Below are 22,097 nucleotides of genomic sequence, written 5' to 3'. Positions count from 1 at the left end.
ACGTTTCTAATTTGACTACCCCGAAATTACATTAAAATCAATAATTGCCGTAATAATCAATTCAATTTATAAGCCATTAGTTGTTTATAGTCCATCTATCAACCCAATGGTTCCTTTGGGGCCTGCTAAATAGAGTTTTTTTGTTGTCGGAATGTATAGCAGACTATTGAAGGGCCTTTTGTCAATGGTCTGCCAATGTTTGCCGCCATCGAGCGTCAGCCAGACTCCATGAAGGCCACAAGCAATTATTTTTCTTGGGTCAATAATGGCTACGCTGCTGCCATACCCAGGAAGTGCATGCTGGTCTTGCCAATGTTTACCACCGTCATAACTGATGGCAAAACAACTGTCTCCCTGCCCTGGCTTTGTATAATCACCTCCGACAAGCGCAATGATCTTCCCTTTTATATCCATGCCATTGGGCCCAGAAGTAGGGATAGCCTGACGGAAGGGTAGCTTTGTGACAAGGCCACGCTGCTGCTCTTTTCCTGAATGTATCCAGATATTGGCACAGGTGCCTCCGCTTGGGAAAATAAAACTGCCATTCGGCAATAGGTGAATATTAGTGCCGCTGGCGGCAAAAAATGCTTCTCCGGCAGCGATTTTTGTATTAAAACTGGCAGCCATTGTTTGCCAGCTGTTACCCCCATCCTTGGTACGCGCTAAAAATGGTCGACTATCCTTGGGATCACCTACTGGATCTCCCAACACGATCCCCTGCAGCGTATCGACAAAATCCACCGCATCCAAAAACATTCCTGGGCTGTCGTTACTGTAAACCAGCTGCCAGTCTTTGCCCTTGTCAACCGTTTTTAGGATAACGGCGGGTGTATCGATGCCAGTAATAACGGCTGCGCCCTTATTAATTGCTGCAATATCTCTAAAATCCCTATTGGCAAACCCGGCGGGCTGATGCCAATTCCAGTGAATACCACCATCCAGACTGTATCCGATCCAGCCGTTACTGCCACTGACCCAGATCTCCTTGCCATTTCTAGATGACAGGCCTCTGAGATTGGTCGATTTACCAGACTGTAGCAGTTGAATTGTAGGTAATTGTCCAAAAGCGGTTTGCCCACTTAATAATATTGCAATGGCTAAAAATAAAATGTGACGCATAATTAAATAAGTGGCTTTTTATAATTACAAATTTTACAGGGCTACAAAGAGGTTAAAATTAGTCAATTTTAGTGCACTGACAGTGTCTCAGGTACTGTTTTTCTGGCTTTTGGGTGGGATATGTTATCTTTGCCGCATGGTAATAAAAAACGCCTCTTATGTGATTTCCAGCCCGAGCTGGCAAAAATGTCCGGCGCCTGACAGGCCAGAATATGCCTTTATTGGCAGAAGCAATGTAGGGAAATCCTCCCTGATCAATATGCTTTGTCAGCGGCAGTCACTGGCCAAGACCTCATCGACGCCTGGTAAGACGCAGATGATCAATCATTTTGCTATTGAAAGCAGCAAAAAGGAAAAAGCGCCTAAATATAGCTGGTATCTGGTGGATTTGCCGGGGTATGGGTATGCAAAAGTGGCCCAGAAATCCCGGAAAGCCTGGTCAAAAATGATCGAGGATTACATTTCAGGCAGAGAGAATTTAATGCAACTCTTTGTTTTGATTGATGGCCGTCATAAACCACAGGCGATTGATTTAGAATTTGTTATGGCTTTGGGCCATTGGCAGATTCCTTTCACACTAGTCTACACGAAAACAGATAAGGAAATGCCAAGCGTGGTTGAACGTAATATTGGTTTTTTCCTGGAGCAGTTGCGTAGTTCCTGGCAATTTTTGCCACAAGTCATTATAACCAGTGCTACTAAGAAAGTAGGTCGGGAAGAAATTCTGGAATTGATTGGTAATTATAATGAAAAATATGAAGAAGATCAGACCAGATTTAAATAAGCTGGGATGCACCTTAATTGTCAAAAGACCGGACAACGCCTGTTAGTAAAAGTGGGTTTGTCCGGTTTTTTGTCTTTTGTGGTTGCCCTTCTTAATAACTTCGACAACCCATTTATTGTACAATCAGGCAATTCTCGTAACTTTCCGCTTCAAAATCTATCATCAGATCATCATTTAAACAAATTTTCAGCCATGAAAAGGCACAATTTTAATTCAGGGCCGTCTATACTTCCACAGGAGGTGCTAAGAAAGGCCAGTGAGGCCATCATCGATTTTAATGGCCTGGGGTTGTCCATCTTGGAAATTGGACACAGGACCCCTTGGTTTACAGAGGTTATTGAGGAGGCCAGGGCACTAGTGAAGGAACTCATGGGACTGGACGATACCTATAGCGTCTTATTTTTGCAGGGCGGGGCAACCACTCAGTTTATGCAGGTGCCGTTAAATTTGTTACCGGTGGGTGGTCAGGCTGCTTATATTAAAAACGGGATTTGGGGAACCAAGGCTATCAAAGAAGCGGAGGTATTTGGCAAGGCAGTGACAGTCGGGGATACTTCTGATCGTAATCACAGCTATATTCAAAAAAACTTCACCGTTGACGAAGGCAGCAGTTATCTGCATTATACCAGTAATAATACCGTCGAAGGCACACAGTGGCATTCACTGCCTGCAGCAGGGGATACGCCACTTATTGCTGATATGAGTAGTGATATCTTTTCAAGGCCTGCTGCTTTTGATAAACACGCCTTGATTTATGCAGGTGCCCAAAAAATGCTGGTGCAGCGGGCGCCACTATTGTTGTTATTAAAAATGAGATACTTGGAAAGACGGGTAGAAATATCTCCCCGATTCTGGATTATCAGAGACATATTAAAGCGGCCTCCATGTTGAATACCCCGCCGGTCTTTGCCGTGTATGTTTCTTTGTTAACGCTTCGTTGGATCAAAGACCAAGGCGGGTTAATTGAAATGGAAAAAAGAGCGCAGGCGCGTGCAGATTTGTTCTATGCAGCACTAGATCAGCTGGATGTCTTTAAACCACTTGTTGAGAAGGAAGACCGTTCTTTAATGAATGCTACTTTTACAACTAAAAATAAAGACTTGGAAGCGCCATTTTTGGAACTTTGTAAGCAAAACGGTATGGTGGGCGTAAAAGGACACAGAAGTGTAGGTGGCCTTAGGGTTTCCATGTATAACGCGATGCCTATTTCCAGTGTGCAGGCGCTTGTTGATCTAATGACCGAATTTGATAAATCTAAATAGTATTAAACCGTATAAATTTAAAAGGGGCAACCCTGTTTTTTAAACCATCAAGACGCTCGGATTCTCATTTAAGACCGGATCCGGCGCAATTGTAATAAAAAGTATGAGTAAGATCCAACCTTTTAACGCACTACGCCCGGCAGAAAATTTTGCGGCGGGTGTGGCCAGTAGACCTTATGATGTATTAAACCGTGAGGAAGCGAAAAGTGAAGCGGCAGAAAACCCAGCTTCTTTTCTGCATATTACCAAAAGTGAAATCGACCTACCGGAGTCTGTAGATATCCACGACCAGGCCGTTTATGAAAAGGCCAAGGAAAATCTGAAGGCATTTATTGATAATCACATCCTGATCAAAGAAGAGAAGCCAGCTTACTATATCTATCAGTTAATCATGAATGGCAAAAGCCAGACAGGACTAGTGGCAGTAAGCTCAGTGGATGATTATGAAAATGATGTTATTAAAAAGCATGAATTTACCCGCCCTGAAAAAGAACAAGACCGTATCAACCACATAACGGTCACAGGTGCGCAGACAGGCAATGTTTTTTTGGCCTATAGAGATGTTGATCAGCTCAATCAATTAATTGGCGACTGGAAAGATCAGCATCCTGCCATCTATGATTTTGTAGCACAGGACGGTATTCGCCACACGGTATGGTTGGTGGATAACGACGAGGCTATCAGTCAGATCTCAGCAGCCTTTGAAAATCAAGTCCCGCAGACCTATATTGCGGATGGTCACCACAGAGCGGCATCTGCCGCCAAAGTACGCAAAGGACTGGGCGCTGATAAAACGCCGGCAGCAGATTATTTTCTGACCACCTTATTTCCAGCAAGCGAACTCCAGATACTGGACTATAACAGGGTTATAACGGATTTAAATGGGTTGTCTACAGAAGAATTTTTGGAAAAACTCAGTGAAAATTTCACGGTGTCTCCAAGTACATCGCCGGTAAAGCCTACCGCTTTACACCATATTGGTCTTTATATTGATCATAATTGGTATGAACTGGTGGCAAAACCAGGTACTTTTGATGAGCAGGATCCTGTTGGTGTCTTGGATATCAGTGTTTTGCAGAAAAATGTGCTGGGCCCCATCCTTAATATCCAGGATCAACGTACGGATAAAAGAATTGATTTTGTAGGGGCATACGTGGCTTGGAAGGGTTAACAGCGCGTGTAGATTCGGGAGAAATGGTTCTGGCATTTAGTTTGTATCCTGTAGCCATCGAGCAATTGTTTGCAATTGCAGATAGCGGCAATGTGATGCCGCCTAAGAGCACCTGGTTTGAACCTAAATTAAGAGATGGATTATTGACCCATCTTATTAAATAGAAGAGAATACAAATCAGGTGATCAATTAATGATAACCGTAGCGTAAATATTTCAACAACAAAAGTTTACTATGAAGAAATTACTGATACTACCGATGCTTTTACTAGGCGCACTTGCGACTTTTGGTCAGGCTGGTGTGGTAGATGCACACAAGCAAGCCATGGACAAAGCGAAAGCTGGAGATCTGGATAAAGCGCTATCAATTATTCAAACCGCAGAACAAAGCTATCCGGATAATCTTAGTCTGCTCAAAGATGAGGCCTTTATCAATACCTGGAAAAAGAACTATACTCAGGCAATTGAGGTAGGTAAAAAACTGGTCGCTAATCCTGATGCAGATGAACAGTGCTACCAGATCCTGGGTTCAGCTTATAGAGGTGCTTCTAAATATAGTGAAGCTGAACGCGTATATACAGAGGCCGTAGACAAATACCCTGAAAATAGCCTTTTATATGCAGAACTGGGAGATGCACTAAAGCAAAACAATAAATTACCACAGGCTAAAGATGCATGGGAGAAGGGCATAGAAGTAGGTCCTTCAATCAGTAGTAATTATTATTTTCTGTCAAAGTTCTATGCGGATCAGAAAAACCCTTTATGGAGCGTACTCTATGGAGAGATGTTTATTAATTTTGAATCTTTTTCCGGTCGGACATCAGAAATCCGGACGCTCGTGACCGATCAATATGCTGCACTGTTTGCAACACCGGCTGTCCTGCAAAATTATATAGATAATGGGCAGGGCTTTGAAAAAGCAGTGGCGACTACTTTTCAGCAATTTCAGGATATGGTAACCGGTGGGGTAACCCCAGAAAGCCTGTATGCTTTAAGAGGTCAGTTTATTGTTAACTGGTTTAATAGCGATAATGCGAAACAGTATCCTTTTAAATTGTTTGACAGGCAACAACAATTATTAAAACTCGGTATTTTTGAAGCCTATAACCAGTGGTTATTTGCTTCTTATAATCAAAGCCGCTTTAGTAATTGGGGACATATGCATGATGGACTGATTAAAGAGTTCAGTAAATTCCAAAAATCTTCCATGTTTAAAGTCCCTAAAGGGGAGTATTACGCGCATAATTAATATTTAAAAGCATTAAAAATGAAACTCGGCACCTAAAATATATTCAAATTTTAGGTGCCGAGTTTCCTTTTAAAGGACCTTCTACCCGGATCTCGGTGTTTTTTTATGATACGATCAGGGGCTCAAGATTTTTAAATCCTGCATCAAATACACAGAATCTGGCAGGATAACCACCTGCGATGTACCCGATTTCATGGTCCATGTTAATAGCACGCGCGGGTCGACTGGTGGCCATGGCGAGGGCTTCCTGCTCGGTTACCTCCAGATAGCGTAGGGCGTTTTGCAAAGCTTCTACCATAGAGATGGCGGCACCCGCCAGATTTCCCTCTTGATTACGGTAGGTACCTGCGATCATTTTGGCATTAAAATCTGCCCAGACAAAATCCTGAACCTTTCGCCCAAGAAAACTACTGTCCGTGATCAGTAAAAGTTGCTGTTGTTTTAATTGGTGGGCGATCCTGGCGGCGCCATAATGAACATGATGGCCATCCAGGATAATTGGCGTCCAAACACCTGCTCTTTCAAGTGCTGCACCGGTAAAGCCAGGGCTTCTGGAACCAAAGGGGGACATGGCGTTATATAGATGTGTTACCAAATGAATCCCCATATCAAAATAATGCATGGCTTGTTCATAGCTCATATCAGAATGCCCTGCAGCAATTAAAATGCCCTGATCCATCAAATAACGGATTTGATCATCGCTAAACATTTCAGGGGCTAGTGTCATGATCTTTATGATACCCTTCCCTTCTTGTACAATTAATTCCAGTTCTTTGTCCGTTGGTCTGCGAACTATGCTGGCGCTATGTGCCCCGCGTTTTACGGGATTAAAAAAAGGCCCCTCCAGATGCATCCCCAGCACGCCTGCTTCCGGGTAGTCCGCCTGGAAATTCTGGACAGCATTGAGCGATTGTATTATGACCTCGGTGGGAGAAGAAATCAAGGTTGGCAAAAAATGTAGCGTGCCGAAGTCCTTACATGCAGTAGCGATATCAAGCAGGCTGCTAGCCGAAGGGTCTTTGGAAAAATATTGCTGGTAGCCACCATTTATTTGCAGATCGATCAGAGCGGGCCCTAGCCGCCGTCCTTTTAGATTGATGATCTGGGTATGGTCAAAATCATGGTCCTCATGATCATAACCAGGTTGCCCTTCGTCTGATGCATATATCTTTAAAATCTTGCCTGATTGTATAAGTAACGCCCCATTTTCTATTATACTGTCTGAGGCTTCAAAACCCGTATAGATCTGCGCATTTGTAATCAGGGTACGCATCGTGGATGAGGTTTTTGGTTGGTTCATTTTATGGTCATCGTTTTTGCTATATGTGTTATTCAATAAGTGCCTGTTGACTTTTAATAAGGCTTGCCCGTTGCTGCTGGAGCGCTTTCTCTCCTTTCGCTTTTTTGCCTCGTACCATGACAAGCGCAATAAGTACCAGGACAACACCTGCTAGTGTATAGAGCGACAAAGGATCATGCATAAAAAAAGCTGCAATGATAAAGCCAAAAATGGGGCAAAGGTAAAGCCACATACCAGCTTTAATGGGGGCAGATTTTAACAACCAAAGCCAACACTGGATGGCTATAATGGAAACAAATATAGCCAGCCATCCAGATGAAATCCAGAAGTGCTGGTCAAAATGATTGGCGCTACTTTTATAGGTTAATAGCATAAAAGGGAAAAGTAATGCACCGCCTATCAGAGTTTGCCAGCCATTAATGGTTAATATTTTCAAGCCCTGCCAATCCATTTTGTTAAAATAAATAGAGGCCACGGAATAAGAGAGCATTCCAGCTAATATGATCACCAGACCTTTTATGGAAACACCGGTGCCAATCAGCAAAGGATAGGCGGCGATAATAACACCCAGTAAACCCAATAGCAAGGCTGCCATTATTTTTATTGGTGGCACCTGTTTTAAGAAAATGATAGACAATAGACCGATAAATATTGGGCTGGTGGCGATGGCCAGCGCACCGATTCCTGCTGTTACGTCTTTCATCGCCAGCACATACAGTCCTAAATACACCGTAATATTAAAGAATCCATAGTTCGTAATCATTTTCCATTGCCGACCACGTGGAAAGGGATAACGACGAATCCCATGGGCATAAACCAACATGCATATAGATGCGATGGCAAAGCGCATCAGGGCAATGGTAAGCGGTTGAGCAACCTTGAGCCCGATTTTGGTAGCCGTAGAGGCGGAAGACCAAAGCAGGGTAAAAATAACCCCGATCAGCACCCATTTAAGGCCAGGACTTTTAAATGAAGGAGAAAATGCCATGTAATAAATGTACTAAGCTAATGGGCTTTTTTCCAATTAACCAATTTAAATTTTATTTTTCGATAACCTGCTGCTTCGTATAAAATGCCGACTTCATTTTTGCTGACCTGGACAATATCGCTGTAAGCGGTATTGCTTGCCTCTATTAAATATTGGACCGGCCAGCTTTGAGCGTCATCGTAACTGATTCTAAGGGTCAAAGAGTCTCTGCCACTACGGCTTGCATTATTTGAAAAGGCCAGGGTATTGTGCTTTTTTCCGTAGTTTAAAGTTAAAATAGCGCCTTCACAAATCGGATCCGGCAATTGCTTATCATAATAGGTGGTGTCCCAGCTTTGCCCGCCATCGCTGCTGATGGCAATGATCCGGTTTCTTTGTCTGCCGCTTTGATCACGGCTATTCATCAGCAGGCGTCCCTTCGATAGCTCAGCGGCAGTCGATTCATTGGATCCGGGAAATGCGTTGTTTTGGCTGATATGAAAGCTTTTTGCGTGATCATCGGTATAAAAGCCATGGGCCACGTAGTCTGTAAAATCTGCTTTGGGTGCTCCCTGGGAATGATTGGCAGCGACATAGATCCTGCCTTTATAATGGCCAGTTTTTAGTTGCATAGCGTGACCAGGTGTGTTGGCATAACTGCGCCAGTCTTCCGGATGGTTCCAGCGGGGATTTAGATTTGGCTGGTCAATCTTATTGGTCTGGTCGGTAATATTAACCGGATCAGACCAGCTGCGGCCATTATCTGTTGAAGTGACATACCAGATCTCTCTGACACCTTCTTTTTTACGCATGCGCCCCTCGTCAACGTTACCCGTATTATAAAATAAAAAGATTCTTCCTTTAGGATAGGCAGGATCGCTATAGTCAACGACCGGGGCAGGATTGCCTGCCTGCAAATCGCCATTGGAGGCAGCTACGCTTAAGGCGCCCCATGATTTCCCCTGATCTTTACTGCGGCGTAAAACAATTTTTACATGACCAAAATCAGCCCCTCCGTCCACCCTGCCTTCAGCAAAGGCAAGTAGCGTCCCGTCAGGAGCTTTGATAATTGCGGGTATCCTAAAAGACTTATATCCTTGGCTACCCGACTCAAAAACGGTTACGGCCGGGGTTGTGTCGATCGACTTAATAGCGGGATTTCCTGCCAACTCCTGAACTGCGTTTTGGCTGGTTTTGCAGGCTACTAATAACGAACTGCAGGTAAGTAGCATTATTGCAAAATACAGTTTTTTTATATTTAGTTTTAAGTTGGTACATTGTAATTGCATCATCATACAAATTTAGGATTTTAAAAATGGAGGCAAGCTAATAGTGGTGACTAAATTGCTTTAATTAGCGGTTACCAGCGCTGACAACAAACGCATACAATACCACTGTTGTCTGGGTAAATGGAAAGGACCCTTAAATAGATTGCCTTTTGCTGTTTGAGCCAGGGAGCCATCCCTGTGCAAATAACCATACCACTCGCCGTGCTCTTTGTCATGAAAATAATTTTCGGTGTACTGGCGCAAATCTTCGTGCCAGGTTTTGTATTTCTGATCGCCTGTCAAGGTATAGGCAAGCAGGGTGGCGATCAAAGCTTCATTTTGTGGCCACCAAAACTTCATGTCCTGCCAATATTCCTGTACAGGCTTGCCATATACATCCAGGAAGTATAATATACCGCCGTAGGTTTTATCCCAGCCTCTTTCCCACATATAATCCAGCATCTTACAACCAAGCTGTTGATAATGTTTGTTGCTCCGATAACGTGCTTCATGCAGGATAAACCAGGCTCCTTCGATTGCATGACCCGGATTAAGTGTGCGACCATCGATATGATCTATGATGCTGCCATCCGGCGCCACCTGTTCCATGACACAACGGATATCTTCTTTCACAAAATCTCTTTCGATTTCAGCGATCCAGTCTTGGATCAGCTGATCACATCTGGGATCACCAATGGTTTCCCGCAGCTGTTGGGCGGTATTGATCATAATCATTGGAATGCCGATAGCCTTTGCAGGACGGGTTGGCTCAAATTTAGGGGTCATCAGCCGTTCACCCTTGGCATATTCAAGGCAGCGCGTAAAGAGCTCCCTTGCTTTTTCGGCCATCCTTGCATCCTGGGTAGCCTTTGCATATGCGGCTAGGGCGATCACGGCAAAAGTTTCAGAAAAAAAATAACGGCGCATCCGAATGGGTGTTCCATCCCTTTGCATGTGGAAATACATTTTACCTGCCGGGTCAAAACAGTGATTGAGCAAAAAATCAATCCCCGCAGCGGCCCCATCCAACCAGGCTTGTTTTTTCTCCACTGTATTATAGAGAGTGGCTAGGAGCCAGGCGGCTCGCCCCTGGATCCAGACAGCTTTGTCATCATCAATCAAACTTCCGTCAGCATCCCGCATAAGCAGGTAACCGCCATACTTTTGATCAATGCTTCTGGGGAACCAAAAAGGTAAGGTATCCTCCAGGAGCTCTTTTTGGTAAAACTGATGTAACTCTTTGATATAAGCTAAGTCCATATCGTTATTTTTTAAATTTGTTGCCTGTTAAATTGTTGTAGAAGGTGCTTAAAAATTTATCCTGGAGTCGCTATTGCCTGGTAATACTAGTTGGCGCATTACTTCAGATCTGCTTTAAAAGTACTGGCCGGAAGGCCAGCGCTATTGATCAGATTTGCTCTGGAAAATCCATTCCAGCCGTATACCACACTTTGAACCTGGATAGATGGGGGCAAAGTCATTAAAACATCGCTACCTTTAATGCTGGCTTTAACAGGTAGTAAATTGCCCGCCATGTCCATCACTTCAAAACCGGTTAAAGGCTGATGGTTCTTACTTGTCAGACCCTCCGCATGGGAAAAGTGAACCGTAAGTATTGTCTTAGCCGCGGTAGTTGTTTTGCGGATGGATTTAAATGCAGGGCCGGTGTCTGGTATGTCTATATGATAGGTTTCTTTTAATGCCACCCGCGCAAGCCTTTTACCTACCGGGATCTTATCCGGGTAATGGACATTGAGCGAATCTCCCAAATCACTGGTGACCACCATTTTTGTATTCGGAACTTTGTATTGTAATTTCCTTTGCAGATCCCTGAAATAATTCCAGGAAGGTCTGTCCAGACTGGAGAGCTGGACATAATAGAAGGGTAGATTTTGGTGCCAGGCCTGGCGCCAGCTTCGAATAAAAACCGGAAATAACTTGCCATACAAGGGGGCATTATCTGCGTCACTTTCTCCCTGATACCAGATAACCCCTTGGATGGGCAAACCGGCGATCTTGGCAATACCAGCTTCATAATTATAAGCAGGTTCGTAGGGATGACGCTGGTAGGGGTTGATGGATAATGCTAGGTTTTTACCGGCTCTTTGCCTACACCAGGCCATCAGGAAGTCTGAATGAAGGTAGTCGTTTAAGGCAGGTTCAAATAATGGGTTATTTTCCAAAGAGGTTCTATCTACCCAGGAAATCAGCGGAGAGCCGCCTACGGCAATTTCAATGATACCTACTGGTATATCTTTTTTGACAGCGATCTCTTTGCCAAATACATAGGCAATTGCAGAAAATGCCGCGACGCTATTTTGATCTGGCTGCTGCCAGCTACCGGAAAAAAAGGCCAGATTATTGACTTTATTTAAGATGGTGGTGTCCCAATTCACATTATCCGTTGCGGCTAGGTTCTTATAGTTAAATAATCGTAAGGTACCAGGTGCATTACTGCTGTTTTTAAGTAAACTGTCTGCTTTTTTAGCTTCTTTTACAGTGAAAAGCATATTGGATTGCCCGGATGCCAGCCAGACATCGCCAATCAGGATATTTTTTAATTGTATTTGCCGCCCTGCATTTTCAATGGTCATTTGTTGGGGCTGGCTGCTGGCTTTTTCAGCAGGCAACTGCAGTTTCCAATGGCCATTAAAAGGAACCCGTACTTTTTGTGTTGCACCATGAAAGCTGACAGAAACTGTTGTACCACTATTGGCGGTGCCCCAGACTTTAATGGGTCTCTCTCTTTGTAAAACCATATTATCTGTAAAGATATCGGCAAGTTTAAGTCCCCCGAAATTGCCGGTAATATGTTGATATATAACAGTTGCCAGTTTTTGCGCACCGGCTTTATTTGGATGCAGTGTAGGTTTGTCGGTTATCAGATCCGGACGGTCGTGAAAATTTGCATAAAGGTCAATAATTGGAAGCTGACCTATCCTGGCCACCTTTTCAATGTCCGTTTGCACCTTTTTATACCAAGTGGCCGTGCTGGACATAAAACGGGGATGCCCCGTGAAAATAGGGGTCATCTTACAAATATAAATTTTAACGGACTTGTTAGCCTGACGAAATGTGTCAATTAACCAGGTATAATCAGGTATAAATTGGTCGCGATAAAGCGCATAATCTCTGGGATCTGTATCATTTAAGCCTAGGTCAATGATTACGATATCCGGATGCATTTGGATGGCCTTTTTAAATTCGGCTGTTTTATAGTAGGGATTATGGCCTCTTTTTAATAGGGTTGCGCCACTATGGCCAAAATTGCCCACTTCATAACGAATGCCCAACATGTTTTGTAAGACAGCTGGGTAGGACTGGGTAGCTGGATCTTTAAGGGTGTATCCATAGGTGACAGAATTGCCTACGCAGGCAACCTTTATTTTCTGGGCTAAGAGATGACCACTGATGGTGACAAAAAGAAAGAATAATGTTCCTGTCAATAATTTACATGTATTAAAAATGAGCCGCTCTTTTGTTTGCATTTGCATTATCAAGACAATATTTAAGCTTTATTATTTAAAATCATTTACAGTAGGCTTTAATGTCCATAACTGCGTTATCAGCGCCGCCAGTACGATGATTGACAAAAGAGCGAAATCTCTGCCCAGATGTCCACCGTCGGTGGATCTGCCCAAAAGATCTGTGATAAAAGCGCCAAAGAAAACGCCCACCATATTCATCAGCCCATAGGCGGTGGCTCGGTATTTGGGTGCTACAAATTGACAGAGAATGGGCATATTGTTCGCATCAAAAATGCCAAAACCGAGGCCAAAGCAAATGCCTGCGGCAACAAGCACAATTAGACTATGGCCAAATCCCATAAATAGTAAACCTGGAATAGTGAGCGACAGACCAATGGCACTGGTAAATATCCGGCCCCGGATATTGGTAAGAACCCACCTGTCAGAAACAAAACCGCCCAGTATAACACCAGCAAAGGAAGAAATGGCGATTGTCATGGTGGATAAAGGCCCGGCCTGACTCATCGGCATATTCAGATGATGCGCAAATAATGTGGGTAACCAATTTTTAGTAGCCCAACCTGGAAGGCTGGGTACCGCAAAATACATCAGAATAATCCAGAATGCCATATTAGAGAATAAGACGGAAATGGCTTTGCCGATCTTAGGTTTATCAAGTGACCTGTTTTGAGCGTGTAAACTAAACCGCTCAGGATTTTCCCTTAAAAATAAAATTAAGATGAAGGCGTAACCAATACCCATCAGCCCAAAGGTATGAAAGGTGAAGTGCCAGCTATAGGACGCTGCCACGGTGGCACCGAAGCCGCCTAAGGCAGACCCTAGATATAAGCCTGTCATATGGATGCCAATCGCCAGGGAACGCGTTTTTTTTGGATGGAACTCTGCTATAAGCGCCAGTGCTGCAGGTATGTACAGGGCTTCACTGATGCCCATTACTGCTCTTAACAGGTAGAGCTCATGAAAGGTCCTGGCATAACCCATACCAAAAGTGACGCCTGACCAAACCAGTAAACTACCAACAATCAGCCATTTTCTGTTGACACGGTCTGCTACGGCTCCTGCAACGGGACTCATCAGGCCGTAAATCCACAGAAATATCCCCATCAATAGGCCGAAATTAGTCGCGGATCTCAATTCATGGATGTCCACCTGAATGGCAGGGCGCATGGTAGAAAGCATCTGCCGGTCCAGGTAATTGAGTAGTCCGACGCCCCAAAGCAGGGCTACTAATAACCAGGGATAGTATTTTTTCTGTTGAATCATGGTGATGAATAGTTGTTGGAAAGACGCATAAGTCTAACGTTTATAATGCAAATATTATGGCGTAGGATTTATGGCACCTTCTATAATGTTTGCATAACGAATGCCAGCTCTTATTTCTCCGCAGGGTATAATGACGCCCTTTTGCCAGGCGATGGCTGTTGTGGTAACCTGAGCGGCAAAGGAAAGTTTACCCGCGGGTTTCCACTGGTCTAATGCAGGATTATAGGCGAGGATTTGACGGGTAAATCCAGGATGATGCTGTTGCAAAGTATTTTTTTGCAGGGTCAACTGTCTTTTCTCCGTGCTATCTTTTGCCACAGCGATTTTTAAGAGCAGGTCCTCTGTTTGGTGAAAGGTCTCACCCTGATCTCCGCCAAAAAACAGCAGCTTTCCTTGCATCGTAATCCCGGTTGCCGCAGAAACGCTGTATGGGAGATTTGCTTTTTCTTCCCAATTTTGGTTTTCTGTATTAAAGGCAAATAAGGAAGCGTAAAAAGTAGTTCTTGCTTGTACGTTTGACTTTCTGCCTCCTGCCAAATAAATGGTATGACTAGGCTGATCTGCATATAAAACGCCAAAGCTGGTAGGTTGAACTAACTCAGGTAATGGCTGCCAGCCCTTGGCCGTATCGGTTAGATCCAGCAGCAAGAATTGTCCTAATGTGTGGCCATTGGCATTATTACCCCCTGCCAGATAAACTTTACTACCCATGGCGGTTATCATGGCCCCTGAACAGGCTACAGGCAGGGAAGGCAAAGAGGTGATTTTTAATTGTGGTTCCAATTGCGATTTGTCGATATGGATCAATTCAACGGTGCTTAAAGGGCCAGTTTCATTTTCTCCGCCTGCCACTACGATGCCGGTATCCGTTGAAACGCAGGCTGGATAACCTATGGAGTAAGGGAATTCGCCTATAACTGGACTAAGTAAAGCAGTATCGCCGTTTTCCTTATTCAATAGTCGATAAATGTAGAGTTTACGGTGGTACGCTTTATTACCCCCTTCCCAGGGTAAACCCTTTGGGAAATTACTGCCGCCGCCTACTACCAAGTACCCGTTAGAAATGCCGGCCACGGGTCCGGCTAGCCCAGGATTTGGCGTCGCCTGACCTTGGTTGCTTTCTGGAGGTAACTCGCCCAGCTTTGTCCAGTGCAGGTTGAGGGAGTCTACACCATTATTGTCCGGTTTAGGGTTATTACAGGAAGCAAACAATGCCATAATAAGTAAGATGGGCGTTAATAATATATTTGAAAAATTACGCATAAGTCACCACGGTTGAGGGTGGGTTAAATAAACTGAATGCATTACAAAGATCAATTGGGTGCTTTGCCCTCTTTTTGAATAGGTGGCGTAAAGCCTCCAATTTATTTAGATCTGAAAGATTCAAAATCCAGCGCTGCTACTTCTTGTTTAAATGCTTCAAACGCCTCAGGAGTCATATTTGACACCGGGAGTCTGAATAAACCGCAATCCATATCTACGAGTTTCATAAAAGCCTTGCCGGTGGCGATGCCCCCATATTTGCCAAGTAGGCGAATCATGTCAATGGCCTTTTGTTGTAAGGCTTCCGCTTTCTTAAGATCCCCTGCCTGGTAAGCTGCTCTCAGATCCAGGTATAAAGGTGCTGCGTAGTTGTAGGTGCTGCCGATGGCTGCCTTTGTTCCTAAAGGTAAGGAACTAAGCATATTCTCATCCCTTCCCATAACATATTATACCTGCCATTTTCTACATGCATACAACTCTGAAAATCCATAAAATCCTCGTGCGTATATTTAATGCCACAAAAGTTATCAATGGAGCCACCTGTGGCCCTTAATAAGTCGTACATTGGAATATAACAACCCGTTAGAACGGGGATATGATAATAGTAAAATGCCGTTTTGGGCGCTGCTCCAGCCACTTGGCGGCAAAGTTCCGCCAGGACACTGGCCGTGGCCGGCTTAAAATAAAAAGGAGCTGTAAAAGCAATACCATAAATGCCAGCCTTTTCTGCCGCAGTGGCAAGTCTGATCGCATCTTTTAAGCAAGTGCCACCGACCAAAAGGACAACATGAAAATCAGGATCTTCCTTAGTGACTGTGCGCCAGGCCCACAGGAGCTCGATTTTTTCTTCCATCGTCATCGAAACGCCTTCACCTGTTGATCCGGCAATAAACGCTCCTGTAACCTTATTTCTTTTAAGTAATTGGTAATAGTTATTAATGACCGCCAGGTTTAGGCTGCCATCTTCCAGCATGGGGGTAAAAGGAGCAGCGATCAGACCTTGTAATTTTGAAACCATTCTTTATATTTTATTGAATAAAAATAAACAAATACAGTTATTTGAATTGTTTAATAAGCGGGCCGTGGATTGATCCCAAAGTTAGGTAAATTTGTCAGACATATTCCTGATGGAGTAAATCAGGTGGTCTCAACTTTTACTGCAACTTTGTTCATTATTTCCTGCGGGTGTTGTATGCGCTTTACTAAACCGTCAAATAAATATTAAATACTTATGTATGACATAATAAAGGTGCAAATAAATTGGCTTATTTTCGATAAAAAGTTAAATAATTTTAATTATAATGTAATGTGTATTGATAAGCAAAAGATAATGGATAAATGAGGTTTCTTTTATTACTGCCCGGAATCTATTAATACGGCAAAAAAATGAATTTACCGAAGGGCAGTATTGTTTAATTGCGCATCCTTGCTTCGCTGGTTGATTGGCTTTTTATGCGTTTTTTTTTGATCTAAACTGAATTACCCGGGGACTATTACGTCAAAATGATGGCGAGAAGAAGGCGGAAAGAAGCCACTTAACCTACAACAAAAGGACTGAAAAACTAGCGTTTTCGCTATTTAATCAGTCCCTTAATCTGTTATTTTAAATCCCTTTATGGAAATCTCTTATGAAATTCGGTATTTGATGAACCCAAACCGATGGTTGTGGGCTCGTCTAATTTAACTGGCGACTTCCAGCTCTTCATTGATTGTTTGTGTGATACTGTCAAAAATGGTGTCCACTGTGCCTTCTCCGGTTATATTTCTCACGACGCCATTGTTATCATAATAATCGGCCACCACCGCTGTTTTTTTACGGTATTCTTTAATTCTTTCCCGGATTATTTCTTCATTGGCATCATCGGAACGACCACTGGTCTTTCCTCTGAGCAGTAAGCGTTCAACCAATTCATCTTCACTGACTTCCAGTGCTAATACCAAGTTGATGGAACTCTCATAGAGTTTTAGCAGTTTATCCAGGGCTTCTGCCTGCGCTTCTGTTCTAGGGAAACCATCAAAGAGAAAACCGCGGACGGTTTTGTGGGTCTCAATGGCCTTGCTGATCATACCAATTACCACGGCATCGGGAACCAGTAAGCCTTTATCAATAAATTCCTTTGCTTCCTTGCCCAGCGCGGTTTCAGATGCGATTTCATGACGCAGTAAATCCCCTGTACTCAAATGCTTTAAATTGTATTTTTCTGCAATTTTCAGACTTTGTGTACCTTTTCCGCTACCTGGAGCACCAAACAAGATTAGATTAAACATAACTTATATTAAATATAATTTGAACAGCAAATGTACTGATTTTTTTAATGCAAAAAGCCGATCACACCTGCATTACACAGAACTTTGGAGCTAACAATTGTTTGCCTGGTTTAGCCAAGTTTTTCTTTGATCAGGTCCATGACGCGCTGTGGATCAGCTTTGCCTTTACTTCTTTTCTTTACTTCACCGACAAAAAGCCCAATCAGTCCTTTTTTGCCTTTTTGGTAGGCCTGCACTTTTTCCGGCATACTTTCCAGGGCTTCACTTATCCAGGTATTGAGTAGTGCGGCATCATCTGTTTGTATTAAATTAAGATCGGTCGCGATTTCAAGTGGCGATTTTTCTGTATTAGCCTTATGCGCCTCTCTTAAAGCAGGCAATAGCCTGGTGGAGGCTACAGAGAAACTTAATTTGCCTTCAGCAACCAGGTTCACCAGTTCTGCCAATGTGCCCGCAGTAATTGAGGTTTCATCAATCAGCAAGTGCTCATCATTCATAATGGAGCGCAGGGGGCCACTTATCCAGTTGACCACAGCTTTATAATGATGGGTATACTTAACGGACGCTTCAAAATAGTCTGCAATCTCCTTTTCGCTGACCAGTTGTTCAGCGTCATATTCACTTAGATCATACTGCGCTTGATATTTTTGAATAAGTGCCTGTGGTAATGCAGGCATATCTGCTTTTATCTGCCGGATAAATGCTTCGCTCAGATGAATAGGCGGGAGGTCAGGCTCCGGGAAATACCGGTAATCATTGGCCTCCTCTTTATCTCTGATCGCAAAAGTAGTTCCATCAGTCGCATCAAAACTCCTGGTTTGCTGTTTAACCTTGCCGCCAGCTTCCACCAGCTTGATCATCCGGTCTATTTCATAATCGATGGCTCTTTTAATATTGCGGGTAGAATTTAAGTTCTTGACTTCCACCCGGGTGCCAAGTTCAGGATCCCCTGCGGGCCGGATAGAAATATTGGCGTCACACCTTAGGCTACCCTCCTCCATATTGGCGTCTGAAACACCAATCCAGCGCACCAGACGCCTGAGTTCTTGTACATAATTCCAGGCTTCATCGGCAGAAAACATATCGGGTTCAGATACAATCTCTACCAGCGGAGTGCCGGCGCGGTTTAAATCCACGCAGGTGTCCTGGTCATAAATATCATGGATACTTTTGCCGGCATCTTCCTCTAAATGAATATGATGCATTTTCACCAGCCGGGTTCCTTCCTGCGTCTTTATAGGAACCAGGCCCCCCATACAAATCGGGTGAGTATGTTGAGTGGTCTGCCAGCCTTTTGGCAAATCCGGATAAAAATAGTTCTTGCGGGCAAAAAGTTATATGGCATAATCTCACACTGACAGGCCAGACCAAGACGCACTGCATATTCAATTGCTTTTTTATTAATTTTAGGCAGGGTACCGGGTAGCGCCAGTGTTATAGGACTGATATGTGTATTGGGCGCAGCCCCAAAAGCGGTACTGTCTCCACAAAATAATTTGCTGGCAGTATCCAGCTGAACATGTATTTCCAGGCCGATCACAGCCTCGTATTTACCTTGATAAATTATTGCCATATTGTTAGCAAAGGTAAAGCGCAGTCTATGAAAATCGTTCAGTATGCCCAATAAAATAATTGATTGGAGCACCAGTGGCTGCTATAATGAGCGGTTCTCCTGTCTAAGCCTTTTTTATTGCTGGTTGATAAGTTTCTTTGTGTGTTAATAATAAGAAAAATATAATAACGTGTAATAACATGGAAATCAATAAGTCAAACTTTTCGGCCAGGGATGCCCCAAACATCAGGATGCCCATAGTAGCAATGCCCAGGGTCAACCCATATCGGGTAATCTTGCCTCCGATAAGAATGAGCAAGCCTGTGCCGGCCTCTAAAAAGGGAATAATGTAGCACATGATAAGGGTAGGGGTGCCGCCAATAAAAGTGTGGCTGAACATTTCCAGATGGCTATGGGCAAAGAAACTGAGTTTGGGGATCCGGACGGCACCGTGAAAGAAGATACTGATACCGATGGCGATTCGGGTGGCCTGATAGGCCAGTTGCTGATTGGTAAGTTGCATAAGTGATCGTATTTTTAGGGATAGATGCTTAAAAATACAAAACCTGAAGCAGGAGGAACCAAAAAAAATATAAAGACAACGCAACCTTTGTTAAATTGTTCCCGTCTTATGTTTTAGAAAGGATGAAAAGAGCAGACAATTATACACTGGACTTACTGATAGAAGGATGCATCAATAATGAGCATGCGGCTCAAAAGGTCATCTATCAGAGATATGCAGCTAAGATGTTTGCAGTTTGTCTTAGATACGGAAAGACAAAAATGGTAGCAGAGGAGCTCTTACAAACTGGTTTTGTAAAAGTATTCAGGTCAATAGTCCATTTTAGAAAAGAAGGCTCCTTTGAAGGCTGGATTAGAAGAGTTATGGTAAATACGGCTATAGAATATTACAGACAGGCGGCGAAAATCCAGGAAACGAAAGAACTTACGCCGGATCTGGACACTGAAGGTAATTATGGATCGGGACTTGACAATCTGGCTTTAGAAGATTTAATGGCACTTATTGCTGCCCTGCCTGATGGTTATAGAATGGTATTTAATATGTATGCGATTGAAGGGTATTCCCATAAAGAAATCGCCGAAAAACTGGGCATTACAGAAGGCGGCAGCAAATCACAGCTTTCCCGTGCCCGCATCGTATTGCAAAACGCAATCAATAAAAGAGAGGAGGTGGCATATGCAAGATTTGAAAAATAATGACGCTAACAAGAACTTAGGCGATCATGGCGGTGACAATAGACCCAATAGCTTTGATCAGGAACTAAGGCGTTTGTTGGCGGACGCGGAAGTGTCTCCTGATGACGCCTTGATGGATAAAATGTTTGCCCGGTTGCAAATGGGCGAGCGAGCTGTAGAAAAAGACCATGATAAAAGCCGGCCTGCTCAGGTAAAACCGCCGGTCAAATTGGCCCGAGGACTGCGTTTAAGCTTTAAATCAAAATTATCTTATGCGGCAGCGGTTGGCGCAATCTTGATTATGCTTACCATCGGTATTAAGGAACTGGGGAAAAAAGATACGGTGATTTTACCGCCGGAAGGATTGACGGTGTTAAATCAGCCTACAACCCCAAGGGTTACAGATCAAAATGGGCAAACGGACGCTAAAGTAAATACAAATCAAGGTGCAAAAACAGATATGGTAACAGCTTCAGCCACTTTAACAGCTAAATCCAATGAAGGGTTAGAAGAGCCTAAAAAAGCACTTAAAAAAGAGGTTCAAAGGGATGTTCAGAAGGATGTTCAAAGGGATGTTCAAAAAGAAAGCCAGCAGGACATTGCAGCGCTGAAAAAGCCAAGGAATAACACAGGGACAGATAACGGCGTTGTCACTGCAGGTCGATCTATTAAAAATACAACAGACCTGGCTAGTGGGGCAACGAAGGATAAGGCAGTCATTGCAAGGGCAAATGGAAAGGGTAAAGGTGTAAATCAAATCAATAATGCAACCGGACAGGTAGAAAACAAGAGTCTTACGGATGCAGTTGCTTCCGGACTAACGAAGATGGATGGCCACAACGGCGCAACCCAAACTGCTGGCCTGGCCCTTCAAAGGCAAAAGAAAACAACTATGGACGCCAATGAATCTGCTATTGCGCATACTGATCAGCAGGCTCAGACGATCGTTACCAGTTCCTTAGATGTGGACCAGCTCACGGCAAAGGATTATAACCAGACCGTGCTTGCGGATCACAAAACGCATGTGCGTCGTAACCGCAAAAAAGGTGGATTTTTCAGAGGTCTGGTGCAGAAAATCAGTAATGGTGCCAAGTCGATTTCTGAAGATGTTGTCACCCAGGATGAGGATAAAACAGTTATTAATATTGGTATCGTAGCAATTACTGCTTATAAATAAAAACTGAAAACAAAAAAATACATAATATGAAAAAAGTGTTATTTATCGCTTTTATGGCCATGGTATGCCATAGCGGATTTGCTCAGGATAATGATGCCACGGACAGTCTGAGTGGCAGAAAGAAAACCTCCCTTGTCAATATAAATACTACCGGTAAGGATGGGAAGTCAAAAACCACCAAGGTAAAAGTAGATATTGTGCACCGCTCCAAGAATGCCTATTTTGAGATTAATCCAACCGTGGAGTTTGGCTGGAACCGTTTTATGGATCATGGTAAGCTTAAAGTCGGGTCTAACAATAGCGATTTGCGGCTGGACAAAGGGCCTGAGTTTGCTTTTTATCCTGTAGTAGGCGGTGTCTATCTGGATAAAGGTCATTTTCTGAAGCTCTCCACTGCGCTAGGGATAACCTGGAATACTTACCATTTTGAAAAGGATATTACCTTGGAAAAAGGTCAGGATATGTTGACTATTATTCCTGAAGGAGATATACATTTTTCTAAAAATCTATTGAGATCCAGATATTTGACCATGCCACTTATCTTTTCCATATACCCTGTCAGAAAAAGTGAATTTCAGATTAACATGGGGGTAGAAGGCGGTATTCTGTTGGGTGCCAAAACAAAACAGATCAGTAAGGAAGAAGGTAAAGTAAAAGTAAGGGGGATTTCAATTTGAATCCTGTCAGGTATGGTCTACGCTTTGGTTTGGGAACAGAAACCGTGAATATCTATGCCAAGTATTATATGACAGATGTATTTGCCAATGGTG

At 43.5% G+C, this 22,097-nt stretch carries 20 protein-coding genes and 1 pseudogene; 7 read left to right on the top strand and 14 right to left on the bottom strand.

Going from position 1 to position 22,097, the window contains the following annotated elements; translation table 11 throughout:
* Nucleotides 1-84: 84 nt before the first annotated feature.
* Nucleotides 85-1,119 (bottom strand): WD40/YVTN/BNR-like repeat-containing protein, encoded by a 1,035-nt coding sequence (locus FSB73_RS06805; RefSeq protein ID WP_146780786.1) that lies wholly within the window; start codon nt 1,117-1,119, stop codon nt 85-87.
* A gap of 136 nt (nt 1,120-1,255) precedes the next feature.
* On the opposite strand from FSB73_RS06805, the gene yihA reads away from it, so the two are divergent.
* The 4 genes and pseudogenes from yihA (at nt 1,256) to FSB73_RS06785 (ending at nt 5,584) form a co-directional block, all read left to right on the top strand.
* Nucleotides 1,256-1,903, top strand: a complete 648-nt coding sequence (yihA, locus tag FSB73_RS06800) for a ribosome biogenesis GTP-binding protein YihA/YsxC (RefSeq protein ID WP_146780784.1) — start codon at nt 1,256-1,258, stop codon at nt 1,901-1,903.
* Between the two features lie 6 nt (nt 1,904-1,909).
* Nucleotides 1,910-3,165: pseudogene (gene serC / locus FSB73_RS27485) on the top strand (3-phosphoserine/phosphohydroxythreonine transaminase).
* Nucleotides 3,166-3,268: 103 nt separating this feature from the next.
* Nucleotides 3,269-4,336 (top strand): DUF1015 domain-containing protein, encoded by a 1,068-nt coding sequence (locus FSB73_RS06790; protein ID WP_225974568.1) that lies wholly within the window; start codon nt 3,269-3,271, stop codon nt 4,334-4,336.
* A 234-nt stretch (nt 4,337-4,570) separates the two neighbouring features.
* Nucleotides 4,571-5,584 carry a tetratricopeptide repeat protein gene (locus FSB73_RS06785; RefSeq protein WP_146780782.1) on the top strand — a complete coding sequence of 338 codons (1,014 nt, stop codon included), beginning with the start codon at nt 4,571-4,573 and terminating at the stop codon, nt 5,582-5,584.
* Between the two features lie 103 nt (nt 5,585-5,687).
* Here the strand turns inward: FSB73_RS06785 and nagA are convergent, their stop codons facing one another.
* From nagA to FSB73_RS06730, 13 genes are all read right to left on the bottom strand, one after another.
* The gene (gene nagA / locus FSB73_RS06780) at nt 5,688-6,884 is read right to left on the bottom strand and encodes an N-acetylglucosamine-6-phosphate deacetylase (RefSeq protein WP_225974567.1); all 1,197 of its coding nucleotides are present in this window, start codon (nt 6,882-6,884) and stop codon (nt 5,688-5,690) included.
* A 28-nt stretch (nt 6,885-6,912) separates the two neighbouring features.
* Nucleotides 6,913-7,872, bottom strand: a complete 960-nt coding sequence (locus FSB73_RS06775; RefSeq protein ID WP_146780780.1) for a DMT family transporter — start codon at nt 7,870-7,872, stop codon at nt 6,913-6,915.
* Between the two features lie 17 nt (nt 7,873-7,889).
* On the bottom strand, nt 7,890-9,146 hold the full coding sequence (locus FSB73_RS06770; RefSeq protein ID WP_225974566.1) for a sialidase family protein: 1,257 nt from the start codon (nt 9,144-9,146) through the stop codon (nt 7,890-7,892).
* Nucleotides 9,147-9,200: 54 nt separating this feature from the next.
* Nucleotides 9,201-10,379, bottom strand: a complete 1,179-nt coding sequence (locus FSB73_RS06765) for an AGE family epimerase/isomerase (RefSeq protein ID WP_146780778.1) — start codon at nt 10,377-10,379, stop codon at nt 9,201-9,203.
* A gap of 98 nt (nt 10,380-10,477) precedes the next feature.
* Nucleotides 10,478-12,613, bottom strand: coding sequence for a GDSL-type esterase/lipase family protein (locus FSB73_RS06760; RefSeq protein WP_225974565.1), 2,136 nt, complete (start codon nt 12,611-12,613; stop codon nt 10,478-10,480).
* A gap of 24 nt (nt 12,614-12,637) precedes the next feature.
* Nucleotides 12,638-13,870, bottom strand: coding sequence for an MFS transporter (locus FSB73_RS06755; protein ID WP_225974564.1), 1,233 nt, complete (start codon nt 13,868-13,870; stop codon nt 12,638-12,640).
* Between the two features lie 54 nt (nt 13,871-13,924).
* Entirely contained in the window at nt 13,925-15,133 is a 1,209-nt protein-coding gene (locus FSB73_RS06750) for a hypothetical protein (protein ID WP_146780775.1), read from the bottom strand.
* Nucleotides 15,134-15,234: 101 nt separating this feature from the next.
* Nucleotides 15,235-15,573 carry a dihydrodipicolinate synthase family protein gene (locus FSB73_RS26425; protein WP_262712527.1) on the bottom strand — a complete coding sequence of 113 codons (339 nt, stop codon included), beginning with the start codon at nt 15,571-15,573 and terminating at the stop codon, nt 15,235-15,237.
* Nucleotides 15,534-16,151 (bottom strand): dihydrodipicolinate synthase family protein, encoded by a 618-nt coding sequence (locus FSB73_RS06745; protein WP_262712526.1) that lies wholly within the window; start codon nt 16,149-16,151, stop codon nt 15,534-15,536. The genes FSB73_RS26425 and FSB73_RS06745 overlap by 40 nt, the downstream gene beginning before the upstream one ends.
* A 662-nt stretch (nt 16,152-16,813) precedes the next feature.
* Complete coding sequence (locus FSB73_RS06740; RefSeq protein WP_146780774.1) at nt 16,814-17,401, bottom strand: adenylate kinase; 588 nt, start codon at nt 17,399-17,401, stop codon at nt 16,814-16,816.
* Between the two features lie 110 nt (nt 17,402-17,511).
* Nucleotides 17,512-18,702 carry an Asp-tRNA(Asn)/Glu-tRNA(Gln) amidotransferase subunit GatB gene (gatB, locus tag FSB73_RS06735; protein ID WP_262712525.1) on the bottom strand — a complete coding sequence of 397 codons (1,191 nt, stop codon included), beginning with the start codon at nt 18,700-18,702 and terminating at the stop codon, nt 17,512-17,514.
* Nucleotides 18,636-18,974 carry a hypothetical protein gene (locus FSB73_RS26420; RefSeq protein WP_262712524.1) on the bottom strand — a complete coding sequence of 113 codons (339 nt, stop codon included), beginning with the start codon at nt 18,972-18,974 and terminating at the stop codon, nt 18,636-18,638. The genes gatB and FSB73_RS26420 overlap by 67 nt, the downstream gene beginning before the upstream one ends.
* Before the next feature lie 103 nt (nt 18,975-19,077).
* Complete coding sequence (locus tag FSB73_RS06730) at nt 19,078-19,476, bottom strand: DoxX family protein (RefSeq protein WP_146780772.1); 399 nt, start codon at nt 19,474-19,476, stop codon at nt 19,078-19,080.
* 122 nt (nt 19,477-19,598) lie between these two features.
* Between FSB73_RS06730 and FSB73_RS06725 the strand changes: the two genes are divergently transcribed.
* Genes FSB73_RS06725 through FSB73_RS06715 form a run of 3 tightly spaced genes read left to right on the top strand, consistent with a single transcriptional unit; the run spans nt 19,599 to nt 22,004 of the window.
* On the top strand, nt 19,599-20,171 hold the full coding sequence (locus FSB73_RS06725; protein ID WP_146780770.1) for an RNA polymerase sigma factor: 573 nt from the start codon (nt 19,599-19,601) through the stop codon (nt 20,169-20,171).
* The gene (locus tag FSB73_RS06720) at nt 20,152-21,327 is read left to right on the top strand and encodes a hypothetical protein (RefSeq protein ID WP_146780768.1); all 1,176 of its coding nucleotides are present in this window, start codon (nt 20,152-20,154) and stop codon (nt 21,325-21,327) included. The genes FSB73_RS06725 and FSB73_RS06720 overlap by 20 nt, the downstream gene beginning before the upstream one ends.
* A gap of 26 nt (nt 21,328-21,353) precedes the next feature.
* Entirely contained in the window at nt 21,354-22,004 is a 651-nt protein-coding gene (locus tag FSB73_RS06715; RefSeq protein ID WP_146780766.1) for a hypothetical protein, read from the top strand.
* Nucleotides 22,005-22,097: the final 93 nt, after the last annotated feature.

Source organism: Arachidicoccus ginsenosidivorans (genome assembly GCF_007971385.1).
Lineage (GTDB): Bacteria > Bacteroidota > Bacteroidia > Chitinophagales > Chitinophagaceae > Arachidicoccus > Arachidicoccus ginsenosidivorans.
Note: the sequence above shows the minus strand (reverse complement) of the source record. Positions and strands in the feature narration are given on the sequence as shown.